The organism is Micromonospora terminaliae, from assembly GCF_009671205.1.
Lineage (GTDB): Bacteria > Actinomycetota > Actinomycetes > Mycobacteriales > Micromonosporaceae > Micromonospora > Micromonospora terminaliae.
Window position 1 is genome coordinate 5,065,035 of sequence record NZ_CP045309.1, and the last position, 21,389, is coordinate 5,086,423.

At 74.7% G+C, this 21,389-nt stretch carries 18 protein-coding genes and 1 riboswitch; of the genes, 7 read left to right on the forward strand and 11 right to left on the reverse strand.

Translation table 11 applies throughout. The annotated features are described in order from the left end of the window. Positions 1 to 1,263 carry an aminotransferase class V-fold PLP-dependent enzyme gene (locus GCE86_RS23265; RefSeq protein ID WP_154228898.1) on the forward strand — a complete coding sequence of 421 codons (1,263 nt, stop codon included), beginning with the start codon at positions 1 to 3 and terminating at the stop codon, positions 1,261 to 1,263. Positions 1,264 to 1,290: 27 nt separating this feature from the next. On the opposite strand, the gene GCE86_RS23270 is transcribed toward GCE86_RS23265, so the two are convergent. After that, a complete protein-coding gene (locus tag GCE86_RS23270) occupies positions 1,291 to 2,550 on the reverse strand; it encodes an FUSC family protein (protein ID WP_244317321.1) in 1,260 nt (419 codons plus the stop codon). Positions 2,551 to 2,624: 74 nt separating this feature from the next. Between GCE86_RS23270 and GCE86_RS31710 the strand changes: the two genes are divergently transcribed. Beyond that, the gene (locus tag GCE86_RS31710; RefSeq protein ID WP_163636954.1) at positions 2,625 to 3,260 is read left to right on the forward strand and encodes an HD domain-containing protein; all 636 of its coding nucleotides are present in this window, start codon (positions 2,625 to 2,627) and stop codon (positions 3,258 to 3,260) included. Here the strand turns inward: GCE86_RS31710 and GCE86_RS31715 are convergent. Then, positions 3,232 to 3,612: a DUF4031 domain-containing protein gene (locus GCE86_RS31715; protein ID WP_163636952.1), complete on the reverse strand. Its 381-nt coding sequence runs from the start codon at positions 3,610 to 3,612 to the stop codon at positions 3,232 to 3,234. The genes GCE86_RS31710 and GCE86_RS31715 overlap by 29 nt on opposite strands. 57 nt (positions 3,613 to 3,669) lie before the next feature. Between GCE86_RS31715 and GCE86_RS23280 the strand changes: the two genes are divergently transcribed. Continuing rightward, entirely contained in the window at positions 3,670 to 5,070 is a 1,401-nt protein-coding gene (locus tag GCE86_RS23280; protein WP_154228900.1) for an FAD-binding oxidoreductase, read from the forward strand. A gap of 4 nt (positions 5,071 to 5,074) precedes the next feature. Here GCE86_RS23280 and GCE86_RS23285 read toward each other — a convergent pair whose 3' ends face one another. Together GCE86_RS23285 and GCE86_RS23290 are read right to left on the reverse strand one after the other, a co-directional pair. Next, positions 5,075 to 5,587: a hypothetical protein gene (locus GCE86_RS23285; protein ID WP_154228901.1), complete on the reverse strand. Its 513-nt coding sequence runs from the start codon at positions 5,585 to 5,587 to the stop codon at positions 5,075 to 5,077. Between the two features lie 62 nt (positions 5,588 to 5,649). Further along, a complete protein-coding gene (locus GCE86_RS23290; RefSeq protein ID WP_154230637.1) occupies positions 5,650 to 7,461 on the reverse strand; it encodes a glycerol-3-phosphate dehydrogenase/oxidase in 1,812 nt (603 codons plus the stop codon). 79 nt (positions 7,462 to 7,540) lie between these two features. Between GCE86_RS23290 and GCE86_RS23295 the strand changes: the two genes are divergently transcribed. The 3 genes from GCE86_RS23295 (at position 7,541) to GCE86_RS23305 (ending at position 11,264) form a co-directional block, all read left to right on the forward strand. Then, positions 7,541 to 9,964 carry a S8 family serine peptidase gene (locus GCE86_RS23295; protein ID WP_154228902.1) on the forward strand — a complete coding sequence of 808 codons (2,424 nt, stop codon included), beginning with the start codon at positions 7,541 to 7,543 and terminating at the stop codon, positions 9,962 to 9,964. Between the two features lie 43 nt (positions 9,965 to 10,007). Further along, positions 10,008 to 10,937: a GNAT family N-acetyltransferase gene (locus GCE86_RS23300; RefSeq protein WP_154228903.1), complete on the forward strand. Its 930-nt coding sequence runs from the start codon at positions 10,008 to 10,010 to the stop codon at positions 10,935 to 10,937. An 84-nt stretch (positions 10,938 to 11,021) separates the two neighbouring features. Continuing rightward, positions 11,022 to 11,264 carry a hypothetical protein gene (locus GCE86_RS23305; protein ID WP_154228904.1) on the forward strand — a complete coding sequence of 81 codons (243 nt, stop codon included), beginning with the start codon at positions 11,022 to 11,024 and terminating at the stop codon, positions 11,262 to 11,264. An 82-nt stretch (positions 11,265 to 11,346) separates the two neighbouring features. Here GCE86_RS23305 and groL read toward each other — a convergent pair whose 3' ends face one another. The 3 genes from groL to GCE86_RS23320 all read right to left on the reverse strand — a co-directional run bounded on the left by groL (position 11,347) and on the right by GCE86_RS23320 (position 14,861). Further along, positions 11,347 to 12,969 (reverse strand): chaperonin GroEL, encoded by a 1,623-nt coding sequence (gene groL / locus GCE86_RS23310; RefSeq protein ID WP_091267381.1) that lies wholly within the window; start codon positions 12,967 to 12,969, stop codon positions 11,347 to 11,349. Positions 12,970 to 13,243: 274 nt separating this feature from the next. Further along, the gene (locus GCE86_RS23315) at positions 13,244 to 14,539 is read right to left on the reverse strand and encodes a hypothetical protein (RefSeq protein WP_154228905.1); all 1,296 of its coding nucleotides are present in this window, start codon (positions 14,537 to 14,539) and stop codon (positions 13,244 to 13,246) included. 118 nt (positions 14,540 to 14,657) lie between these two features. Then, on the reverse strand, positions 14,658 to 14,861 hold the full coding sequence (locus tag GCE86_RS23320; RefSeq protein ID WP_067305333.1) for a cold-shock protein: 204 nt from the start codon (positions 14,859 to 14,861) through the stop codon (positions 14,658 to 14,660). A 220-nt stretch (positions 14,862 to 15,081) separates the two neighbouring features. Here GCE86_RS23320 and GCE86_RS23325 point away from each other — a divergent pair, with 220 nt between their 5' ends. Continuing rightward, on the forward strand, positions 15,082 to 15,600 hold the full coding sequence (locus GCE86_RS23325) for a GNAT family N-acetyltransferase (protein WP_154228906.1): 519 nt from the start codon (positions 15,082 to 15,084) through the stop codon (positions 15,598 to 15,600). Positions 15,601 to 15,790: 190 nt separating this feature from the next. Here GCE86_RS23325 and paaN read toward each other — a convergent pair whose 3' ends face one another. The 4 genes from paaN to GCE86_RS23345 all read right to left on the reverse strand — a co-directional run bounded on the left by paaN (position 15,791) and on the right by GCE86_RS23345 (position 21,313). Further along, complete coding sequence (gene paaN / locus GCE86_RS23330) at positions 15,791 to 17,464, reverse strand: phenylacetic acid degradation protein PaaN (protein WP_204343217.1); 1,674 nt, start codon at positions 17,462 to 17,464, stop codon at positions 15,791 to 15,793. 52 nt (positions 17,465 to 17,516) lie between these two features. Beyond that, entirely contained in the window at positions 17,517 to 18,536 is a 1,020-nt protein-coding gene (locus GCE86_RS23335; RefSeq protein WP_154228908.1) for a GNAT family N-acetyltransferase, read from the reverse strand. 296 nt (positions 18,537 to 18,832) lie between these two features. Then, the gene (gene thrC, locus GCE86_RS23340; protein ID WP_154228909.1) at positions 18,833 to 20,122 is read right to left on the reverse strand and encodes a threonine synthase; all 1,290 of its coding nucleotides are present in this window, start codon (positions 20,120 to 20,122) and stop codon (positions 18,833 to 18,835) included. Between the two features lie 11 nt (positions 20,123 to 20,133). After that, positions 20,134 to 20,266: riboswitch (SAM riboswitch) on the reverse strand. An 81-nt stretch (positions 20,267 to 20,347) separates the two neighbouring features. Then, entirely contained in the window at positions 20,348 to 21,313 is a 966-nt protein-coding gene (locus GCE86_RS23345; protein WP_154228910.1) for a DMT family transporter, read from the reverse strand. Positions 21,314 to 21,389 lie beyond the last annotated feature (76 nt).

Sequence of the window (21,389 nt, forward strand, 5' to 3'; positions counted from 1 at the left end):
ATGACCGTCACCCTCGTACCCGCACTGCCCACGCTCGCCACCCCGAGCCGGCCCGACCCGCTCGGCGTGCTCGGCGTACCGGGAGAGATCAACCTGGATTACGCGGCCAGCGCGCCGTGCGCGCGGGCCGCGGCCGACGCGGTGACCGAGCTGCTGCCCTGGTACGCGAGCGTGCACCGGGGCGCCGGAGCGCTGTCGCGGCGCTGCACGCTGGCGTACGAGCGGGCCCGGCAGACGGTGGCGGACTTCCTCGGCGCCCGCCCCGACGATCACGTGATCTTCACCCGGAACACCACCGACGCCGTGAACCTGCTGGCCCGGTCGTTGCCGGCCGGCACCACGGTGGTCACCTTCGCCGGTGAGCACCACGCGAACCTGCTTCCCTGGCCGCGCGGCTCGGTGCGGCTCCCGGTACCCGACGGCCCGGGCGGCGCGGTCCGCTCCCTCGACGCCGCCCTGGGCGAGTTGTCCCGCGACGCCCGGCCGGGGCTGCCCGTGCTGGTCGCGGTGACCGGCGCCAGCAACGTGACCGGGGAGCGCTGGCCGGTGGCCGAGCTGGCCCGGGTGGCACGCCGGCACGGCGCCCGGATCCTGGTCGACGCCGCGCAGCTCGCCCCGCACGCCCCGGTGGACCTGGCCGCGCTGGACGTCGACTACCTGGCGCTCTCCGGCCACAAGCTGTACGCGCCGTTCGGCGCGGGCGTGCTGGTCGGGCGGGCCGACTGGCTGGACGCGGCCCCGCCGTACCTGGCCGGGGGCGGGGCCACCAGCCACGTCGGGGCGGGCACCCACGAGGTGCGCTGGGCCACCGGCCCGGCCCGGCACGAGGCGGGCACCCCGAACCTGCTCGGCGCCGTGGCGCTGGCGGCGGTCTGCGCGGCGCTGGCGGCCGCGGACCGGGACGCGTTGCACGCCCGCGAGCAGGCGCTGCTGGCCCGGCTCCGGGCGGGTCTGGCCGCGCTGCCGCACGTGGTGGAGCTGCACACCTTCGGGCCGGACGCACCCCGCGTGGGCATCGTGAGCTTCGTGGTGGCGGGCCGGGACTCCGCCGAGGTGGCCGCCCACCTGGCGACCGCGCACCGGATCGGCGTCCGGGACGGGCTGTTCTGCGCCCACCCGCTCGCCCGCCGCCTGCTCACCGAGGCGGCGACCCGCAGCGGCCGCCGCGACCTGCCCCCGACCGCCCTGCGCGCCAGCCTCGGCCTGGGCACCACCGAGTCCGACGTCGACGCCCTCCTGACCGCCCTGTCCACCCTCCCCTGACGGCCCGCCCGCCCCCGCCGCGCCGGGTCAGCCGACCGGGGGGGCTGTGGGGGGTTTGGGGGCCGGGTTCTGTTCGGTGGTCTCGCCGGAGCGCTGCTCCCGGTCGCCGAACGACTGGCGCACCAGTCGGTTCGCCTCCTCCTGGTCGATGCCGGAGGCCACCAGGAGGTCGCTCGCCGTGGTGCGCACCTGGGCGATCACCACGCTGCCGGAGAAGCCCACCCCCTCGGCGTACGCCCGGCCGGCCTCGCTGACCGCCCGCAGCGACCGCTCCCGGGCCTTCTCCGGCTCCTCCCCGACGGCGAACTCGTGCCGCAGCAGGCGCACCGACTCGGCCAGGTGGCCGATCGAGTCGGGCATCGGATCCGGTACGGGTTCCTCGTCCTCGATCATGGTGACGGAGCGGCGGATCAGGGTGCCGCTGTTCCGCATCGCCCGGTCGATCGGATCCGCCGCCTCGGCGTAGTGGGTCAGCTCGTCCCGCCGGTGCCAGCGGGCCGGCGAGATGGTGATGGTCTCCTTGGCGCCCTCGATGGCCTCGGAGAGCGCGGCCAGCTCGTCCTTGTTCTCCCGGAGCCGGAACAGCGCCTGCTGGGCCGTGCCCCGGTCCCTGCTGCGCAACGCCTCCGCGCAGATGTCGAGCTGCCCGGCGAGCAGGTCCAGCGCCGGCCGGGCCGCCCGGTTGATCACGCGGAGCGGGTTGAGCGGCAGCAGGATGGCGGTGACCAGCAGGGCGATGCCGCCGCCGAGGAACGCGTCCACGAACCGGGGTATCTCCAGGTTCTGCGTCGACGGGCTGAGCGTCACGATCAGCACGGCGGTGGCCGCCGCCTGGATCACGATGGCGACGCTCGCCCCGGCGAAGACGGTCAGCAGGATGGCCGCGGTGACCACCAGGCCGAGCTGCCAGGCGCCGGTGCCCAGCAAGTAGATCAGCAGGTCGCCGACGGCGACCCCGACCGCGACACCGATGATCAGCTCGACGGTCCGGCGGAACCGCTGGCCCACCGAGGCGGCCAGGGTGCCGACCGCCGAGATGGGCGCGAACACCGGCTGCGGGTTCTTCAGCAGCCGGTGGGAGATCAGGTAGGCCAGCCCGGCCGCGAGGCCCGCCTGGACCGCCAGGCCGGTGGCCGTGCGCACCCGGTGCAGCCGGTCGTGCAGGGTGGCCTTGCTCCGGTGCCGGAGCTGCTCCATCGCCTCCGAGATCCGCGCCTCGTCGAGGTCGACCAGTCCCTCGCGCAACGCCTTACGTCGTAAGAACGGCGGTCGTCGGTCCCGGGCCACGGCCATGGCCGGGACTACCCGAACCGCCCCCGGTGAATCCTGCGAATCGGCCGCGGTGGTGCAGACTGCACCGGGTGGACGAGCTGATCCAACGGTGGCGGGACACGGCACGGGCGGCGGGTGCGACCGACCCGGCCGGTGTCGAGCGGGCCGGGGCGCGGCTGCTGGCCGGCTGGCGGGAGCCGCACCGGCACTACCACACGGTGACCCACCTGCAGGCGGTGCTCGACGTGGTCGACACGTACGCCGGGTCGGCCCGCCGCCCCGACCTGGTCCGGCTGGCGGCGTGGTGCCACGACGCGGTCTACGACCCCCGGGCCGGCGGCGACGCCAACGAGCGGGCCAGCGCCGAGCTGGCCGGGGACCTGCTCGCCGCCGCCGGCGTGCCGGCGGACGCGGTGACCGGGGTACGCCGGCTGGTGCTGCTCACCGCCGGCCACGCGGTCGGGCCGGACGACCCGGACGGCGTGCTGCTCTGCGACGCCGACCTGGCGGTCCTGGCCGCGCCGTCGGCCGACTACGACCGCTACGCCGCCGCCGTCCGCCGCGAGTACGCCCACGTGCCCGATCCGGACTTCCGCGCCGGCCGGGCCGCCGTGCTGACCGCCCTGCTGGCCCTGCCCGCGCTCTACCGGCTGCCCGAACCGCACGCCCGATGGGAGCCCCGCGCCCGCGCCAACCTCACCCGGGAACTCGCGACCCTGGCCTGAGCCCGGCGTCCCCCGGCCGGGCCGGAACGATCCCCGCGTCCCCCGGCCGGGCCGGAACGATCCCGGCGTCCGTCGGCCGGGCCGGAGCGGGGACGGAGCGGGGCTTGGGGCGGCGCAGGTCGGCGGCGCGCAGGAGGCGGACGATCTCGCGGGAGGAGACGGGCCGGGCGCCCAGCCACACGGCCATCGGGACGCGTTCGGCCGGGACGTCGTAGTGATCCCGGTCGAAGCCGCGCCGGGGCAGGCCCAGCGCCTCGGCGAAGGCGTGCAGCTCGGCGTACGAGACATCGCTCACGAGGTGCGACCAGAGCCGCCCCCGCGAGGGCACCGAGGGCGGGTCCACGTAGAGCATGGCGACCAACGGTACGCCGGTTGGTCATCCCCGCCGGCACGACCTAGCCTTCCCGGCATGGCCGCCCATCCCCTCCTCGACGACCTGCGGACCGCGCTCGGCGAGGCCGCCGTGCTGACCGACCCCGACCTGCTGCGCCTGCACGAGCGGGACGAGGCCGACCTCTGCGCGGCGGGCAGCCCGCTCGTGGTGGTCCGCCCGCGCACCACCGAGGAGGTCGTGGCGGTGGTCCGCGCGGCCGGCCGGCACGGCGTACCCGTGGTGCCGCAGGGGGCGCGGACCGGGCTGGCCGGCGCGGCGAACGCGGTCGACGGCGCGGTGCTGGTGAGCACCGTGGCGATGGACCGGATCCTGGAGGTCGATCCGGTCAGCCGGATCGCCGTGGTGCAGCCCGGCGTGGTCAACGCGGCGCTGGCCGGGGCGGTCCGCGCGCACGGCCTCTGGTACCCGCCCGACCCCGGCTCCTGGGAGTCGTCCACCATCGGCGGCAACGTGGCCACCAACGCGGGCGGCATGTGCTGCGTGAAGTACGGCGTGACCACCGAGTACGTGCTCGGGCTGGAGGTGGTGCTCGCCTCCGGCGAGGTGCTGCGCACCGGCCGGCGGACCGCCAAGGGCGTCGCCGGCTACGACCTGACCCGGCTCTTCGTCGGCTCGGAGGGCACGCTCGGGGTGATCACCGAGGTGACCGTGGCGCTGCGCCCGGCGCCCGAGGAGTCGCTGACCCTGGTCGCCGTCTTCCCCACCACGGCGGCGGCCGGCACGGCGGTGGCCGGGATCGCCGAGCGCGGGCTCATCCCCAGCCTGCTGGAACTGCTGGATCAGACCCACCTGCGGGCCATCGAGGCGTACCGGCCGATGGGGCTGCGCACCGACGCGCAGGCGCTGCTGCTGGCGGCCGTGGACACCGGCTCGCGGGCGGCGGACGACCTGGCCCGGCTGGCCGAGGTGTGCACGGCGGCCGGGGCCGACGAGGTCTACGCGGCCACCGACGCGGAGGAGGCGGCCGCCCTGCTCCAGGCCCGGCGGCTCGCCCACCCGGCCATGGAGAAGTTCGCCGCCGACGCCTTCCCCGGGGGCAACGGCGGCCTGGTCATCGACGACGTGGCGGTGCCGCGGGGCGCGCTGGCGGCGCTGTTGGACGGGGTGGCCCGGATCGCCGAGGAGTGCGCCGTGCCGATCGGCGTCGTGGGGCACGCCGGCGACGGCAACATGCACCCGAACATCGTGGTCGACCGGGCCGACCCGGCCGGCCTGGCCCGCGGACGGCGGGCGTTCGACGAGATCATGCGGCTCGGGCTGGAACTCGGCGGCACCTGCACGGGCGAGCACGGGGTCGGCCTGCTGAAGCGGGACTGGCTGGCCCGCGAGATCGGCCCGGTAGGCGTGCGGGTGCACCAGGCGATCAAGGCGGCGCTGGACCCCGCGGGGCTGTTCAACCCCGGCAAGGTGCTCTGACGCCTCAGGTCGTCTTGTCCTCGGCCGGGGTGGCCTGCGTGATCAGCAGCAGGACCTGGTACGCCACCGGCGGCTTGGGCTCGCCCGGGCAGTCCTGGATGGTGATGGTCAGCCCCGGCGGGATCAGCAGCGTCGAGGTGAGCGCGTCGATGCAGCCCTGCTTGTACTGCCGCGCCTGGTCGGTCTCGTTCGCCAGGGCCGGGTCGGCGAGCATCCCCTGCAACCGCTGCGTCTGTTCCGGGGTGAGCGCACCCGTGGAGTCGACCCCGTCGCCCGCGCAGTCGCGGCACTGCCACCGCCCCGTCGGCTCCACCTCGAGCGTGCGCGGCGGCCCGGCCGGACCGAGTTGCTGGACCAGGGAGACACGCCGCCCGGCCGGCGTCGGGGCGGCGGCGTGCGCGCCGTCCGATGTGGTGGCGCCCTCGGCCCGGCCGAAGAGTGAGCAGCCGGTCAGGGCGGTCGCCAGCAGGACGCCGACGGACAGCGCGGGGACGCACGACCAGGATGGGCGAACCACGCGGGGAAACCTACACTTCCGTAGGTAGGGCCGGAACCCTCCGGAACGACGTTACCGGCCGGTCACCGGGAAGGGGACGCCACGCTGTCGCCGTCGGCGCCCCGGTCCGCCGCGAAGCCCCGCACGTCCGGAGCGCCCAGCCGGGCCGCGTCGGCCGCCACGTCATCCGGCATCAGCTGCGACTGCCGCTCGGCCTCCACCCGGGCCCGGTAGTGGGCCACCTCCCGGGCGCGGGTCGCCTCGTCCCAGCCGAGCACCGCACCCATCAGCTCCGCGGCGTGCTCCGCCGACTCCAGGCCGCGGTGGCTGGTCTCGATGGAGATCCGGGTACGCCGGGTCAGCACGTCCTCCAGGTGCAGTGCCCCCTCGGCCCGGGCCGCGTAGGCCACCTCGGCGGCCAGGTACTCCGGCGCGCCGGCCAGCGGGGAGCCGAGCAGCGGATCGGCGTCGACCAGGGCCAGCAGGTCCAGGGTGAGCGTGCCGTAGCGCTCCAGCAGGTGCTCGACCACCCCGACCGGCACCCCGTGCCGGCGGGCCAGGTCGGCCCGGTCGCGCCACATGGCCGCGTAGCCGTCGGCGCCGAGCAGCGGCAGGTCGGCGGTGCGCGACGGCCGGGTCCAGCCGAGCCGGTGCACGGCCCGGTCGACCACGTCGGAGGCCATCACCCGGTAGGTCGTGTACTTGCCGCCGGCCACCAGCAGCAGCCCGAGCATCGGCTCGATGACCGCGTGCTCCCGGGAGAGCTTGGAGGTGGAGTCCGCCTCGCCGGCCAGCAGCGGGCGCAGCCCGGCGTAGACGCCCTCGATGTCGTCGGTGGTGAGCGGGCGGTCCAGCACCGCGTTCACCTGCTCCAGCAGGTAGTCGATGTCCTTGGCGGTGGCCGCCGGGTGGGACCGGTCGAGCCGCCAGTCGGTGTCGGTGGTGCCGATGATCCAGTGGCCGCCCCACGGGATGACGAACAGCACGCTCGTGGCGGTGCGCAGGATGAGCCCGGCCTCGCCGGTGATCGCCGAGCGGGGCACCACCAGGTGCACGCCCTTGGAGGCCCGGACCCGGAAGCCGGGGCGCAGCCCCACGTCGTTGAGCATCCGGGACATGTCGTCGCTCCACACGCCGGTCGCGGCGATGACGGTGCGGGCACGTACCTCGAACTCGGCGTCCGGCGAGCCGGCGGGCGCCTCCAGGTCGCGCACCCGGACCCCGGTGACCTCCCGGGCCTGCCGGGTCAGCCCGACCGCCCGGGCGCTGGTCACCACGGTCGCGCCGAGGCTGGCCGCGGTCCGGGCCAGGGTCACCACGAGGCGGGCGTCGTCGACCTGGCCGTCGTAGTAGCGGATCGCCCCGGCCAGCTTGTCCGGCCGCAGGCTCGGGAAGATCCGGTGGGCGCCCTCCCGGGTCAGGTGCCGGTGCAGCGGCATGCCGCGCCCGCCGCCGAACACCCCGGCGAAGACGTCGTAGGCGGCCACGCCGGCGCCGTAGTAGGAGCGCCGGAAGAACCGGCGGGGCAGGTCGCGCACCCCGCCCTCGGCGGGGAGCGGCACCAGGATCGGCACCGGGCGCACCAGGTGCGGGGCCAGCCGCGTGGCGAGCAGCCCGCGCTCGGTCAGCGCCTCGTGGACCAGGTGGAACTCCAGCTGTTCGAGGTAGCGCAGGCCGCCGTGGATCAGCTTGCTGGACCGGCTGGAGGTGCCGGCGGCGTAATCGCGCGCCTCCACCAGCGCCACCTTCAGGCCGCGTGACGCGGCGTCGAGCGCGGCGCCCGCCCCGGTCACGCCACCGCCGATGACCAGCACGTCGAACCGCTCGGCGCGGAGTCGGCGCAGGTCGTCGGCGCGGCGCTCGGCGGAGAGCTGACCGGCCTCGGATCGGGACACGTTGGGGTCGCGCACCCGTCCACCGTAACCGTCGCCCGCCGCCCGCGGCACGCACCCGTCGGGCCGTACGGTGAGGGCCATGCAGGCCGGCCCGCCCACCGCACCCGTACCCCCGTTTCCTCCCGCTCGCCCGGACACCGGGCCGTGGCCGGTGGTAGCCGCGGTGGTGACCGGCCTCTGGGCCGTGCTGGTCGCGGTGCCGGGCCAGCTCGTCGGCTGGGTGGTCGACCAGCTCGTGCTGGTCGCCGGCCTGGACCGCTCGCTCGCCGTGTGGCCGGTGGTGGCGCTGGTCACCGTGCTGCTGGTGGGCGCGCCCACGCTGGCGCTCGCGCTGCTCCCCCGCTCCCCCGCGATCCGGGCGACCGGCCGCGCGTGGCTGGCGGCAACCCTGGCGCTCGGCGCGCTGACCCTGTTGCGGGCGCTGCCGCCGGTGCACCACGAGGCGTACCTGGCCGCGCTGGCCGCGACCGCCGCGCTGCTCGCCCTGGTCCTCGCTCGGCTGATCCGCCGCCGGTCCACCCCTCCGGCGTCCGCCGGTGCGCGCGGGCGGTTCGGGCCGCTGACGCTGCTGGCGGCGGCGGCCGGGCTGGCGTCGCTGCTGCCCTGGGTGTGGGTGGGCGCGCTGGGCGGCGCGCTGGAGACGCTGCTCGCCGCGCTCGCCGCCGCCGCGCTCGGCGCGCTCGCCGGGGTGCTCCTCGGCCCCGCGTTCTGGGCCGCGTTCGCCGTCGGCGCCCCGCCGCGGCCGGCCCGGCTCGTGCTGGTGGGCGGGCTGGTCGCCGGGGTGAGCCTGGCGCTGCTGGGCGCCGGGGCCGGCCAGTCCGGGGCGCAGCTGCCGGCGCTGTTCCTGCTGCCGCCGCTCGGCTTCGTGCTGGGCGCGCTGGAGGCGGCGGCCCGGCACGCCGGTCGGCCGGCCGGACGGCGGCCGGCGCGCTGGCTGGTCGGCCTCGCGCTGCTCGGGCCGCTGGCGTTCGCCGACCCGGAGGAGGTCACCGTCCTGCTGGCCACGACCCGCGACGTCCCGTTCTGGGTCGCGGTCGCGACCGGCGCCGCGTTCGCCGTCGCGGTCCTGCTCGCCGTCGGGTACGGGGTGCTGCTCGCCCGGCCCCGTGCCCGCGCGCCCCGGCGCGGCCTCGCCGGACTGGTCGCCGCGGCCCTGCTCGCCGCCGTGGTGGTGGTGTACGCGGTCCCCGGCCAGCCCGGCCTGCACGGGGAACGCCTGCTCGTGGTGCTCCGCGAGCAGGCGGACCTGACCGGCATCCCCGCGGGGGCGCCCGGTCGGGCGGGCCGGGACGCGCGGGCGGCCGAGGTCTACCGGCGGCTCGTGGCCACGGCCGGGCGCACCCAGGGCGACCTGCGCCGGGAGCTGACCCGGCTGCGCCTGCACCCGACGCCGTACTACCTGGTCAACGCCATCGAGACGGACGGCGGGCCGGCGGTCCGGGCGTGGCTCGCCGGCCGGCCGGAGGTGGCCCGGGTGCTGGTCAGCCAGCGGCTGCGGCCGCTGCCCGCGGCTGCGCCCCCGACCCGGGGCACCGTGCCGGCGCCGACCGGTCCGGCCTGGAACGTCTCGCTGATCGGCGCGGACCGGGTCTGGTCGGAGCTGGGCGTGACCGGCGCCGGCGTGGTGGTGGGCAGCTCGGACTCCGGTGTGGACGGCCGGCACCCGGCCCTGGCCGCCGGCTTCCGCGGTGGCGACGACTCCTGGTACGACCCCTGGGAGCACCGCCCGACGCCGGCCGACCGGGGCGGCCACGGGACGCACACGGTGGGCAGCGCGGTGGGCCGGAACGGGATCGGGGTGGCCCCCGGGGCGAGCTGGGTCGGCTGCGTGAACCTGGACCGCAACCTGGGCAGCCCGGCGCGCTACCTGGACTGCCTGCAGTTCATGCTGGCCCCGTTCCCGCCGGGCGGGGACCCGCTCACCGACGGACGGCCGCAGCGGGCGCCGGACGTGCTGACCAACTCGTGGGGCTGCCCGCCCGTGGAGGGCTGCGACGCGGGGGCGCTGCGGCCGGCGACCGCCGCGCTGGCCGCGGCCGGCATCCTCGTGGTGGCCGCCGCCGGCAACACCGGCCCGTACTGCGGCTCCATCGCGGACCCGCCGGCGCCGTACCCGGACGTGCTCACGGTCGGTGCGGTCGACCGGGCCCGCCGGCTCACCCGGTTCTCCAGCCGGGGGCCGGCGGCCGGTGGCGCCGCCAAGCCGGACCTCGTGGCGCCGGGCGCCGCGGTGCCGTCGGCGTACCCGGGGGGTGGTTACGCCACGCTGGACGGCACCTCGATGGCGACCCCGCAGGTGGCCGGCGTGGTGGCGCTCATGTGGTCGGCCAACCCGGCGCTGGTCGGCGACCTGGACCGGACCCGGCGGATCCTGGCCGAGACGGCCACGCCGGCCGTGGTGCCTGCCGACGCGCCCTGCGGCGGCACCCGGAACCTGGTGGGCGCGGGGCTGGTCGACGCGTACGCGGCGGTCCGTGCCGCGCGGGCCGCGGACCTCGGTTAACAACCCTGTCCATTGGTCGACCGATGGCCTAGGGTCGGCGTCCATGGACGTGGAGATCATCGAGCTGGGTCCGGACCGCCTGCCCGAGGTCGTCGACCTCTGCCGGCGCGCCCTGGACCTGCCGGAGGACGCCGCCGAGGCGCCGGCGATCGTGGCCACCCTCGCCGACCGGGCGGCGGCCGACCGGCCGGTGCTGCGGCTCGGCGCGGTTCGCGGCGGCGGGCTGGTCGGGGTGCTGGTCGGCTCGCTGTCCGCGCGGGACCCGCGGCTCGGTCACGTCGACCTGGTGGCGGTGGCTCCGGAGGAGCGCCGTCAGGGGGTCGGCGGCTCGCTGCTGGCCGAGGCCGAGGCCCGGCTCGCCGCGCTCGGCGCGGACGAGCTGCTGCTGGCCGGGAACGCGCCGCACTACGCCTGGCCGGGAATCGACGTGCGCTACACCCCGGCGGTCTGCGCCGCGCTGCGGCTCGGCTACCGGCAGGACCGGACGGCCTGGAACATGACCGCCGACCTCGGCGAGGGCTCGCCGGCCCTGCGCTCCACGGAGGTTGCCGAGCAGCGGCTGGCCGGCCGGGGCGTCACGGTACGCCGGGCCGAACCGGCGGACCTGCCGGCGCTGGCCGAGTTCGCGCGGACCACGTTCGGCGGCGCCTGGGACGGTGAACTGGCCGGCTCGGTCGGGCGGCCGGACGCGGGCGCGCACCTGGCCGAGCGGGACGGCGAGGTCCTGGGCTTCGCCGCGTACGGGTCGTCGCGGCCGAGCTGGTTCGGGCCCATGGGGACCGCCCCGGCGGCCGAGGGCTCGGGCATCGGCGGGGTGCTGCTCCGGCGCTGCCTGCGCGACCAGGCGTCGGCCGGGATCGGGACGGCGCAGATCGGCTGGGTGGGCCCCGTGCCGTTCTACTCGGGTGCGGCGGGCGCGCGGATCGAGCGCGTGTTCTTCCTGTACCGGAAGGCGCTGAACGGACAGAAGTAACTAAAGTTACATAGACGGCAATAACGCCGTTCGGCCTCCCCGGCATCGACGGGCCCCTACGGTCAGGGGTTAGAGGAGGCGGGCATGACCACGGACGACGAACGGACCGACGACCAGCCGGCGAGCTGGCGACCGGTCGGCGAGCTTCCCGGCCAGTTGCCGTTCGACCGGCTCGACTTCGGCGACGCCGAGCAGCTCGCGGAGATGACCGGAGCCGACGGGCCGCCCACCGAGGAACCACTGCAACCGGTGGACGAACCGATCCGGCTCACGCCGCCCTACGACCGGGCGCACAAGCGACGCAACCAACGCCGACTGCCGACCTGAGACATACGGGCCTGAGACATACGGAAGGGGGCGGACCGCTGACGCGGCCCGCCCCCTTTCGGCGTGCTGGGTGAAGCTGGACTCAGAAGTCCATCTCCCCGCCACCCGGGCCAGCCGGGGCGGCCGGGGTCTTCTCCGGCTTGTCCGCCACGACGGCCTCGGTGGTGAGGAACAGCGCGGCGATCGAGGCGGCGTTCTGCAGGGCGGAACGCGTCACCTTGGCCGGGTCGATGATGCCCGCGGCCAGCAGGTCCACGTACTCGCCGGTCGCGGCGTTGAGGCCGTGACCCGGGTCGAGGTTGCGGACCCGCTCGACGACGACGCCACCCTCGAGGCCGGCGTTGACGGCGATCTGCCGCAGCGGGGCGTCCAGCGCGATCTTGACGATCTGCGCGCCGGTCGCCTCGTCGCCGGCCAGGTCCAGCTTGTCGAAGGCGGTCTTGCCGGCCTGCACCAGCGCGACGCCACCACCCGGGACGATGCCCTCCTCGACGGCGGCCTTCGCGTTGCGGACGGCGTCCTCGATGCGGTGCTTGCGCTCCTTCAGCTCGACCTCGGTGGCCGCGCCGACCTTGATCACCGCAACACCGCCGGCCAGCTTGGCCAGGCGCTCCTGCAGCTTCTCGCGGTCGTAGTCGGAGTCGCTCTTCTCGATCTCGGCCCGGATCTGGTTGACCCGGCCCTGGATCTGCTCGGCGTCGCCGGCACCGTCGACGATGGTGGTCTCGTCCTTGGTCACCACGACCTTGCGGGCGCGGCCCAGCATGTCGAGGCTGACGGCGTCGAGCTTGAGGCCGACCTCCTCGCTGATGACCTGACCACCGGTGAGGATGGCGATGTCGGCCAGCATGGCCTTGCGGCGGTCACCGAAGCCCGGCGCCTTGACGGCGACCGACTTGAAGGTGCCGCGGACCTTGTTGACCACCAGGGTCGCCAGGGCCTCACCCTCGATGTCCTCAGAGATGATCAGCAGCGGCTTGCCCGACTGCATGACCTTCTCGAGGATCGGGAGCAGGTCCTTCACCGACGAGATCTTGCTGTTGACGATCAGGAGGTACGGGTCGTCGAAGACGGCCTCCATACGCTCCGGGTCGGTCATGAAGTAGGCGGAGATGTAGCCCTTGTCGAAGCGCATGCCCTCGGTGAGCTCGAGCTCGAGGCCGAAGGTGTTGCTCTCCTCGACGGTGATGACGCCTTCCTTGCCGACCTTGTCCATCGCCTCGGCGATGATCTCGCCGACGCTGGGGTCGGCGGCGGAGATGGAGGCGGTGGAGGCGATCTGCTCCTTGGTCTCCACGTCCTTGGCGAGCTTCAGCAGCTCCTCCGAGACGTTGGCCACGGCGGCCTCGATGCCCCGCTTCAGGGCCATCGGGTTGGCGCCGGCGGCCACGTTGCGCAGACCCTCACGAACCAGGGCCTGGGCCAGGACGGTCGCCGTCGTCGTGCCGTCACCGGCCACGTCGTCGGTCTTCTTCGCGACCTCCTTGACCAGCTCGGCGCCGATCTTCTCGTAGGGGTCCTCGAGCTCGATCTCCTTGGCGATGCTCACACCATCGTTGGTGATGGTGGGGGCACCCCACTTCTTCTCGAGCACGACGTTGCGGCCCTTGGGGCCGAGGGTCACCTTCACGGCGTCGGCGAGCTGGTTCATGCCCCGCTCGAGGCCGCGGCGCGCCTCTTCGTCGAACGCGATCATCTTGGCCATACGGCGTTGTCCTCCTGGACACTCACGGGCCACCCGAGGGTTCCCCGGATGGGCCGTCTGGTGTACGCACCTTGGGGACGTCGCCACCTGGCGACGACGACGTCTCCTCGGTCGGGCCGGACAGCCCGCGACGACCGGCCCCGTGCCGCTCCGGCGCCATCCGGCACCGCCGCGACCGTTGCCCTACCGTCCCGACCATTGGCACTCACCGTACGCGAGTGCCAATGACTTGTTTAGCACTCTCCCTAGCCGAGTGCAAGCACGCTGCCCTCGCTCAGCCGAGTTCCGCGGCCAGCCGGGCGGCGTTCACCGGGCCTTCGTGAGCCCGCTGTTCGGCGTACGTGGCGACCAGCCCGACGAGCTGCGCCAGATAGGCCGGGGTGGTCAGCACCGCACCCGCCACGGCCAGCGTCGCGGCGCCCGCCGCGGTGCCCGGGGCGGCCATCGGGTCCGCCCCGAAGACGAGCTGGTTGATCAACCCGACCATCCCGTCCAGCACCGCCGCGACGATCAGCACGCAGATGACCAGCGCCACCCGGCCCAGCACCAGGCCGAACCGCTGGTGGAACATCCGCCAGGCGCGGCCGATCGGCTCCTGCCGCTCGAACAGGTAGATCGGGCCGAACAGGGCGAACGCGAAGGCCGCGTAGAGGCCGGGCAGCAGGCAGAGGCAGGCGCCGACCGTGATGAGCAGCGAGGCCACGATGGTCCAGCCCCAGAGGCCGAGGGCGCGGCGCAGACCGTAGCGGAGCGCCGCGCCGACCCCCACCGGCTCACCGGCCGCCTGGCGGGCGACCACCCAGGTGCCGGCGGCCCAGCCGGTGCTCTGCAGCGGGCCGAAGATCAGCGCGGCCAGCAGCACCGCGCCGTAGAAGGCGAAGATGTGCTCGAAATAGCCGTCGGGCAGCACCGGAGCGCCGTCCGGGCCGGTGACCGGCTGATCCGTCGGGGCGAGGGCGAGGGAGATGACCGCGATCGCCGCCGCCGGGACGGTCTGGGTCAGCAGCATGATCGGTAGGAGCTGCCGCCAGCCGCGCCGCAACGCGCCACCGCACCGGCCGAACCACCCGCCGATGCCGGCGTGCGGCGGGGTGACCAGCGGGTCCTGCGGGTCCAGGCCGGGGTGCCAGCCGGGCATCGGGTAGCCGGGATAGGCCCCGCCGGGCATCGGGTAGGGGTAGGCCGCGCCGGGCATCGGCGTCGTCGGCCAGGACCAGCCCTGCGGCGGCCCGGCCGGATCCACCGGATACGGCCCCCAGGGTTGACCCGGGGCTCCGGGCTGGCCGGTGGCTCCGGGCTGGCCGGGCACGGGCGGCCCGGCCGGTTCCGTCGGATACGGCCCCCACGGCTGGCCGGCGGCTCCGGGCTGGCTGGGCGGGGCGAAACCGCCGGGGCCGACCGGCGGGCCGGGCACCGCGGGCGGGCCGGGTTGCGCCGGTACGACGGTGTCACCGGCGGCGGGCGGCCGGACCGCCTGGGCCGGGCTGACGGGCCGGGTCGGGTCGGCCGGGGCACCGGGCGACGCCGGGGGCACCGGCTCGGCGGAACCCGACGGGGGCAGGTCGGACATGAACCCTCCTCAGCGGCGATGGCTGGAACGGCTCATGATCTTCCACGGCGCGGGCCTGCGCCGCAGCCCCCTGGTCGGGGTGACGTGGCCGCCGATCGGGCGGCGGCCACGAGAAGGATCAGGCGATGACGCGGACCCGCTCGGCCTGCGGGCCCTTCTGGCCCTGGGCGATCTCGAACTCGACCCGCTGGCCGTCGTCCAACGCCTTGTAGCCGTCCATCTCGATCGCGGAGAAGTGGACGAAGACGTCCTGCCCGCCGTCGACGGCGATGAAGCCGTAGCCCTTTTCCGAGTTGAACCACTTCACGGTGCCCTGTGCCACGGTGCACTTCCTCACTCTGCGCGGCGTTCCACAACCCCGGGAGCCGGCGGACCGGCACCGGGCAGCCACCGGTTCAGCGATCGGCAACGCTGAATCGAGTGACCGAAATCGCACGCTACACGAGGCGTGACGACGGCGCACGACCACAAATCGGGCATATTCCGGGTGTGGACCCGCCCCGGCCGGCCGCGGACACCGGCCCTTCCGGTATGCATGCGACATGACCAGCGCGCCCACCACGACCACCGCCGTCCGCCGGATCCGCCCGGCAGACGCCGCCCGGATGCGGGCGCTCCGGCTGGAGATGCTGGCCGACTCGCCGCTGGCGTTCCTGGAGACCGTGGCCGAGGCCGCCGCCCGTCCGCACGCCGAGTACGCGGCCCGGATCGCCGCCGTCTCCCGGGGCGAGCAGACCGCCCAGTTCGTCGCCGACCCGGGCGGTCGCCTGGTCGGCCACGCCGGCGGCACGGTCGCCCCGGAGGAGCCGGGGTTGACCTTGATCTACGCCGTCTACGTGACGCCCGCCTGGCGGGGCAGCGGGCTGCTCGGCGCGCTGGTGGACGAGGTGGCCGCCTGGTCCCGGGCGTGCGGCCGGCCCGACCTCATGCTGGAGGTGGTGGTCGGCAACGACCGCGCCTACCGGGCGTACGAGAAGCTGGGCTTCGTCGACACCGGCGTGCGCGTCCCGCACCCGAGAATCCCCGCCCTGAACGAACTCCAGATGCGCCGCCCCGCCTGACCCGACGAGCAGAACCCCGCCGACCAGGAACCCTCCGCGAGGCAGCACCCCCAAGATCACCAATTCCTGGCCGAACGCGGAGACCACAATGACCAGGTCGGGTTTCCGGGGCAGGCCGCCTCGCGGAGGGATCAAGCCTGACCGCCCGGAGCGAGGCGGTCTGCCCCGGAAACCCCAATCGCAACCACGATCAGACGTGCCGCCGACTCTGCACGATCCGGAACCGGTTAACCACGTACGCCCCGTCCGTCAGCGCCGAGTTCGCCGCCGCGTTCGCCCCCGAGCCGTGGAAGTCGGAGAACGCCGCCGACTGGTTGACGAACACCCCGCCGGTCAGGTTGCAGGACAGGTGCACGCCGGCGTCGATGGCCGCCGCCTCGGCCGCGTCCAGCACCGCCTCGTCGGTCGAGTAGACGCCCGCGGTCAGGGCACCCTTCTCGCCGACGGTCGAGCGGAGGATCTCCAGGCTGTGCGCGGTCGAGTCGGTCGCGATGGCGAACGAGATCGGGCCGAACCACTCGCGGGAGTAGGTCGTGGTGTCGGCCGCGTCGAGCTTCACCACGGTGGGCGTCCGGACCACGGCGTCCGGGAAGGACGGGTGCTCGACGGTCCGCGACTCCAGCACCGGCTCGCCGACCTTGGTGACCTCCTCCAGCCGCTCCAGCACACCGTCGTTGACGATCGCGCCGGTGAGCTCGACACCCCGGGCCGGGTCGGCGGTGAGCTTGGCGACCGCACCGGCGATACCGGCGGCCACCTCGTCGAAGCTCCTGTGTCCCTGGTCCGTCTCGATGCCGTCCCGCGGGATCAGCAGGTTCTGGGAGGTGGTGCACATCTGGCCGCTGTACAGCGTCAGCGTGAAGCCCAGGTTGCGGCACATCCCGGCGAAGTCGTCGGTGGAGTCGATCACCACCGTGTTCAGGCCGGCCTTCTCCGTGTAGACGGCGGCCTGCCGGGCGTTGGCCTCCAGCCAGTCGCCGTACTCGGTGGAGCCGGTGAAGTCGACGATCTTGACGGCCGGGTGCAGGGCCAGCGTCGAGGCGAGCTTCTCGCCGGCCGCCTCGGGGGCGAGCTGCACGAGGTTCGGGTCGAAGCCGGCCTCGGCGAGCACCTGGCGGGCGTACTTCACGGTGATGGCGAGCGGCAGCACCGCGCGCGGGTGCGGCTTGACGACCACCGGGTTGCCGGTGGCCAGCGAGGCGAAGAGGCCGGGGTACGAGTTCCAGGTCGGGAAGGTGTTGCAGCCGATCACCAGCGCCACGCCGCGGGGCACCACGTGGAAGGTCTTGGTCATCCGCAGCGGGTCACCCTTGCCGGCGGCCTTCTCCCAGCCGGCGGTGCCCGGGTGGCGGGTCATCTCGGCGTACGCGTAGGCGACCGCCTCCAGCGCCCGGTCCAGCGCGTGCGCGCCGCCGGCCTGGAAGGCCATCACGAAGGCCTGGCCGCTGGTGAACTGCACCGCGTTGGCCAGCTCGAACACGTTCCTGTGCAGCCGGTCGAGGATCTCCAGGCAGACGCCCGCCCGGGCCTGCGGGCCGGCGTCGCGCCAGGCCGGCAGGGCGGCGGTGGCGGCGGCCACGAGCTGGTCGGCGGTGGCGTGCGGATAGCGCACGTCGAGCGCCACGCCGAACGGGCTGACCTCGGTGGCGACCATGCCGCCGTCACCCGGCTGGTCGAGCGGGAAGTCGCCGCCCAGGTACGCCTCGAAGGCGGCCTTGCCGTCGGCGGCGGCGGTCTCGCCGTAGACCCGGGGGCTGGGCGACTCCGGATAGGCGGACCAGTACCCGCGCTCCGTGATCGCGGTCAGCGCCCGGTTGAGGGTCTCGGCGTGCCTGTCGTACAGGGGGTGCGGGGTCTCCGTCATGCCCGCCATCATGCAACAGTCAGGCACCAGATCAGTAGTGGCCTGTCACAAGTCAGATCGTCAACTGCCAGTCGGTCGAGCCGGCCGCCGGGCGAAAGCCGAGTTGTTCGTTGATCGCGATCATGTGGCTGTTCGCAGCCGCGTTGAACGTGTCGACCACGCGCAGCTCCGGCTCGTGCGCGAGGACGTGCTCCAGATTCTCGATCTTGGTGAGCAGCCCGAGCCGGTGCCCGCGGTGGCCGGGGTCGACGATCGTGGTCTGCTGCCAGGCGTGCCAGGTGGTGTTGGCGGCCAGGCTGACCATGCTCCAGGCGACGAGCCGGCCGGACGCCTCGTGCACGGCGCCGGCGCTGTACCGGCGGATCCCGCGCGCGTCGAGCGCCCGCTCCGTGCCACGGATCCGTTCGGCGTCGACCTTCTCCTGCTCCCATCCGAGGTCACCGAGGGGTGCGTCGACCAGCAGCCGCCCCTCCAGGTAGGCGACGTCGGCGACGTACTCCTCGGGGGCGCGCTGCCCCCAGCGGACGGTGCGGTAGCCGGCGGCGGCCGTGCGGGCCTCGGCGAGCAGGCCGGCCAGGCGCGGCCGGTCGAGGGCGGTGACGTCCAGCCGGCGGCGGACGTCGGCGAGCGCCGGCTTCGCGCCGACGGCCGCGGCGAAGGCGGCACCGGGCAACTCCCGGCCCTCCTCGCCGGGGAGGGCGGTGACGGTCGCCCCGACCAGCCGCTTGCCGCCGCGCTCGCGCAGCAGCCGCAGCCCGTGCTCGTGCAGGGCCCGCCCCACCCCGCGCCGGCGGTACGCGGGGTCCACCACCAGTTCGACGCTGGCGTTCTCGGTGTTGTCCAGGGTGTGCAGGTGCAGCCGGGCCCAGCCGGCGGGCACCCCGTCGAGGCGGGCCACCCACCAGAGGGTGTCGACGCCCGGCATCGGGTGGCGCAACGGCGCTTCGAACCGTCGCCGGCACAGCGGCGGGAGGTCCGGTTCGTCCACGGCCTGGGCCGAAACCGCCGTCCGGTACACCGCGTCGAGGGTCGCCTGGTCGGCCGGGTCGAGGGGTGCCACGGAGATGCCCATGCCCCCGAGCGTGACCCACCGCACAGCGAAGGGGCCAGCGGTTTTCCACTGGCCCCTTCGGACGTTGGTCGGGAGGGACGTCCGCACAACGCCTCCGGCGTTGGGTCGCAAGAACTTGAAAAGTCTCCGGCGGATGCCCTCCCGCACGGAGCATCTTGCGCCGTCCAATTCCTGCCGTCAAGTCCTTGACGGCGCGTTTTCCACACTCACAGCGAAAAGCCAGTTACCCAACGGATCACCCCAATCCCCCGGTCGGGCGATCCGCCCCTCCCCCGCCCGGACGAGCCGGGACGGAGTCAGGACAGGAGGCCGGCGTCGCGGGCGGCGCGGAGGCTGGGACGGATGCGGTGGGTGGGCCCGACCTCCGGGGCGACCGCGTCGAGGGTCTTGAGACCCTCGCCGGTGTTGAACACGACCGTCTCGGCCGCCGGGTCGAGCCGGCCGGACTCCACGAGCTTGCGCAGCACCGCCACGGTGACGCCGCCGGCCGTCTCGGCGAAGACCCCGGTGGTGCGGGCGAGCAGCCGGATGCCGGCGCGGATCTCGTCGTCGTCGGCGTACTCCATCCAGCCGCCCGTGCGGCGCACCGCCTCCAGCGCGTAGAGGCCGGCGGCCGGGTCGCCGATGTTCAGCGACTTGGCGATGCCGGTCGGCTTCACCGGGACGATGGTGTCGGTGCCGCCGTGCAGCGCCGTGGCGATCGGGTTGCAGCCGGCGGACTGCGCGCCGAACACCTTCCAGCCGCCGGCCGGCGCCTCGACCAGCCCGATCTCGACCAGCTCGGCGAACGCCTTGTCGATCTTCGTGAGCAGCTCGCCGCTGGCCATCGGGATGACCACCTGCGCCGGGATGCGCCAGCCGAGCTGCTCGGCGACCTCGTAGCCGAGGGTCTTCGAACCCTCCGCGTAGTAGGGCCGCACGTTCACGTTGACGAACGCGGTGTCCTCGAACTCGTCGGTCTCCACCAGCTCGCCGCAGAGCCGGTTCACGTCGTCGTACGAGCCGTCGATGGCGACCAGGTCGCCGCCGTAGACGGCGGTGGTCACCACCTTGCCCTGCTCCAGGTCGCTCGGGATGAAGACCACCGACGGCACCCCGGCCCGGGCCGCGTGGGCGGCCACCGAGTTGGCCAGGTTGCCGGTGGACGCGCAGGCGTAGCGGGTGAAGCCGAGCGCCCGGGCCGCGGTCAGCGCCACCGAGACGACCCGGTCCTTGAACGAGTGGGTCGGGTTGCCGCTGTCGTCCTTGACCCAGAGCGGGGCGGTGATCCCGAGCTCGGCGGCGAGGTGCGGGGCGGCGACCAGCCGGGTCAGCCCCGGGTCCAGGGTGACCCGGGTGGCCGGGTCCTGACCGGCGGGGAGCAGGGCGGCGTAGCGCCAGAGGTTGTCCGGGCCGGCCTCGATCTGCTCGCGGGTGACGGCGGCCAGTGCGGCGGTGTCGTAGTCGACCTCCAGCGGGCCGAAGCACTCGTAACAGGCGTGCTGGGCGGCCAGCGGGTAGCGCGCCGAGCAGGCGCGACAGACCAGGGCGCGGGCCGGGCTGAGGGTGGTGTCGATGCCGGAGGTCGCGGGGATCGTCGACGTCATGTCGAGGGTTCCTCTCATCTTTCCCCGCATCGCCGGGTGCGGCGGGGACGGAATTGGCACCTGCCCGCCGTCGCTCGTCGTCGAGCGCGCGGGTGGTTGCCGGGGCGTCATCGGGCCGTATCCCTCAGCCCCTCTGGATGAGGTATGCAGTTGTGCTGCCGAGTCTATGCGCGCCCTGCGCTGCTGCCGAGCCGGGTTCCCACGGTGTGAGCCCCCGGCCCCGGGTCAGCGCGCGACGACCGCGACCGGCTCGATCACCGCGGGGTGGTCGGTCACCGCGACCACCGCCGGGGCGGCGGGCGCCTTCCGGGTACGGGTGACGAGGTTCGCGGCCACCAGGGCGGCCACGGTCAGCCCGGCGCCGACCAGCTCCACCGCGCCCGGCCGGTAGCCGCGCAGGAGCTGGACCGCGAACGTGGTCACCGGCACCAGGTTCATGAACAGCGCGGCGTCGGCGGGCCCGAGCCGGCGCACGCCGGTGTTCCAGGCCAGGCCCGCGACGACAGCGGCGATCAGCACCGCGTACGCGAGCTGGGGCGAGACCTCGACGAGATCGGCGGCGGCCGGCGCGTGCTGGAGCCCGGTGAGGTCGGCGACCGCGCTGACGGCGAACAGGGCGAGCGCGCCGGCGACGGAGGTCAGGGTGGTGTAGCGCAGCGGCGACCAGTCGGGGAACCGGCTCGCCCCGTGGGTGTAGAACGCCCAGCCGAGCACCGCGCCGACCATGAGCAGCCCGCCCAGGCCGAACTCGCCCAGCCCGTCGAGCCGGCCGCGGGTGATCACCAGGCCGACGCCGACGAGCGCGACCAGGGAGAGGCCGAGCAGCGCGGGCCGGGGCCGTACGCCATCCCGCGCCCAGCGAACCAGTTGGGTGACCACCGGCACGGTGGCGGCGAACAGGGCGATCTGCTGCGGCGCGGCCATCCCGAGCGCGAGGTTGGTGAGGGTGTTGAAGCCGGCGAAGCCGAGCGCGCCGAGCAGCAGCACCTCGGTCCCGCGCCGCGCCGTGCCCAGGGCGGCCACCCCTTCCCGGGCCAGGAGCAGGGCCACCAGCACGGCGGTGGCGAGCACGTACCGGGCGGTGGTCAGGTTGAGCGCGTCCACCCGTCCGAGCGCGCTGGCCAGCACGGGGAACATGACGCCCCAGCTGAGCGCGGCGAAGAGCGGGAAGGCGGCGGAACGGGAACGCATCGCGGCTCCAATGTTCGAGTATCGTCGAACCAACGGAGCCGACTCTAGGAGGTTGTTCGACGGATGTCGAACATGG

Excerpts from the sequence above, each read along its gene's own strand:
- GCE86_RS23265 (WP_154228898.1), top strand. The coding sequence starts at position 1 with ATGACCGTCACCCTCGTACCCGCACTGCCCACGCTCGCCACCCCGAGC.
- GCE86_RS31715 (WP_163636952.1), bottom strand. The coding sequence starts at position 3,612 with ATGCTCTACGTGGACCCGCCCTCGGTGCCCTCGCGGGGGCGGCTCTGG.
- GCE86_RS23280 (WP_154228900.1), top strand. The coding sequence starts at position 3,670 with ATGGCCGCCCATCCCCTCCTCGACGACCTGCGGACCGCGCTCGGCGAG.
- GCE86_RS23295 (WP_154228902.1), top strand. The coding sequence starts at position 7,541 with ATGCAGGCCGGCCCGCCCACCGCACCCGTACCCCCGTTTCCTCCCGCT.
- GCE86_RS23300 (WP_154228903.1), top strand. The coding sequence starts at position 10,008 with ATGGACGTGGAGATCATCGAGCTGGGTCCGGACCGCCTGCCCGAGGTC.
- GCE86_RS23305 (WP_154228904.1), top strand. The coding sequence starts at position 11,022 with ATGACCACGGACGACGAACGGACCGACGACCAGCCGGCGAGCTGGCGA.
- groL (WP_091267381.1), bottom strand. The coding sequence starts at position 12,969 with ATGGCCAAGATGATCGCGTTCGACGAAGAGGCGCGCCGCGGCCTCGAG.
- GCE86_RS23315 (WP_154228905.1), bottom strand. The coding sequence starts at position 14,539 with ATGTCCGACCTGCCCCCGTCGGGTTCCGCCGAGCCGGTGCCCCCGGCG.
- GCE86_RS23325 (WP_154228906.1), top strand. The coding sequence starts at position 15,082 with ATGACCAGCGCGCCCACCACGACCACCGCCGTCCGCCGGATCCGCCCG.
- paaN (WP_204343217.1), bottom strand. The coding sequence starts at position 17,464 with ATGACGGAGACCCCGCACCCCCTGTACGACAGGCACGCCGAGACCCTC.
- GCE86_RS23335 (WP_154228908.1), bottom strand. The coding sequence starts at position 18,536 with ATGGGCATCTCCGTGGCACCCCTCGACCCGGCCGACCAGGCGACCCTC.
- thrC (WP_154228909.1), bottom strand. The coding sequence starts at position 20,122 with ATGACGTCGACGATCCCCGCGACCTCCGGCATCGACACCACCCTCAGC.
- GCE86_RS23345 (WP_154228910.1), bottom strand. The coding sequence starts at position 21,313 with ATGCGTTCCCGTTCCGCCGCCTTCCCGCTCTTCGCCGCGCTCAGCTGG.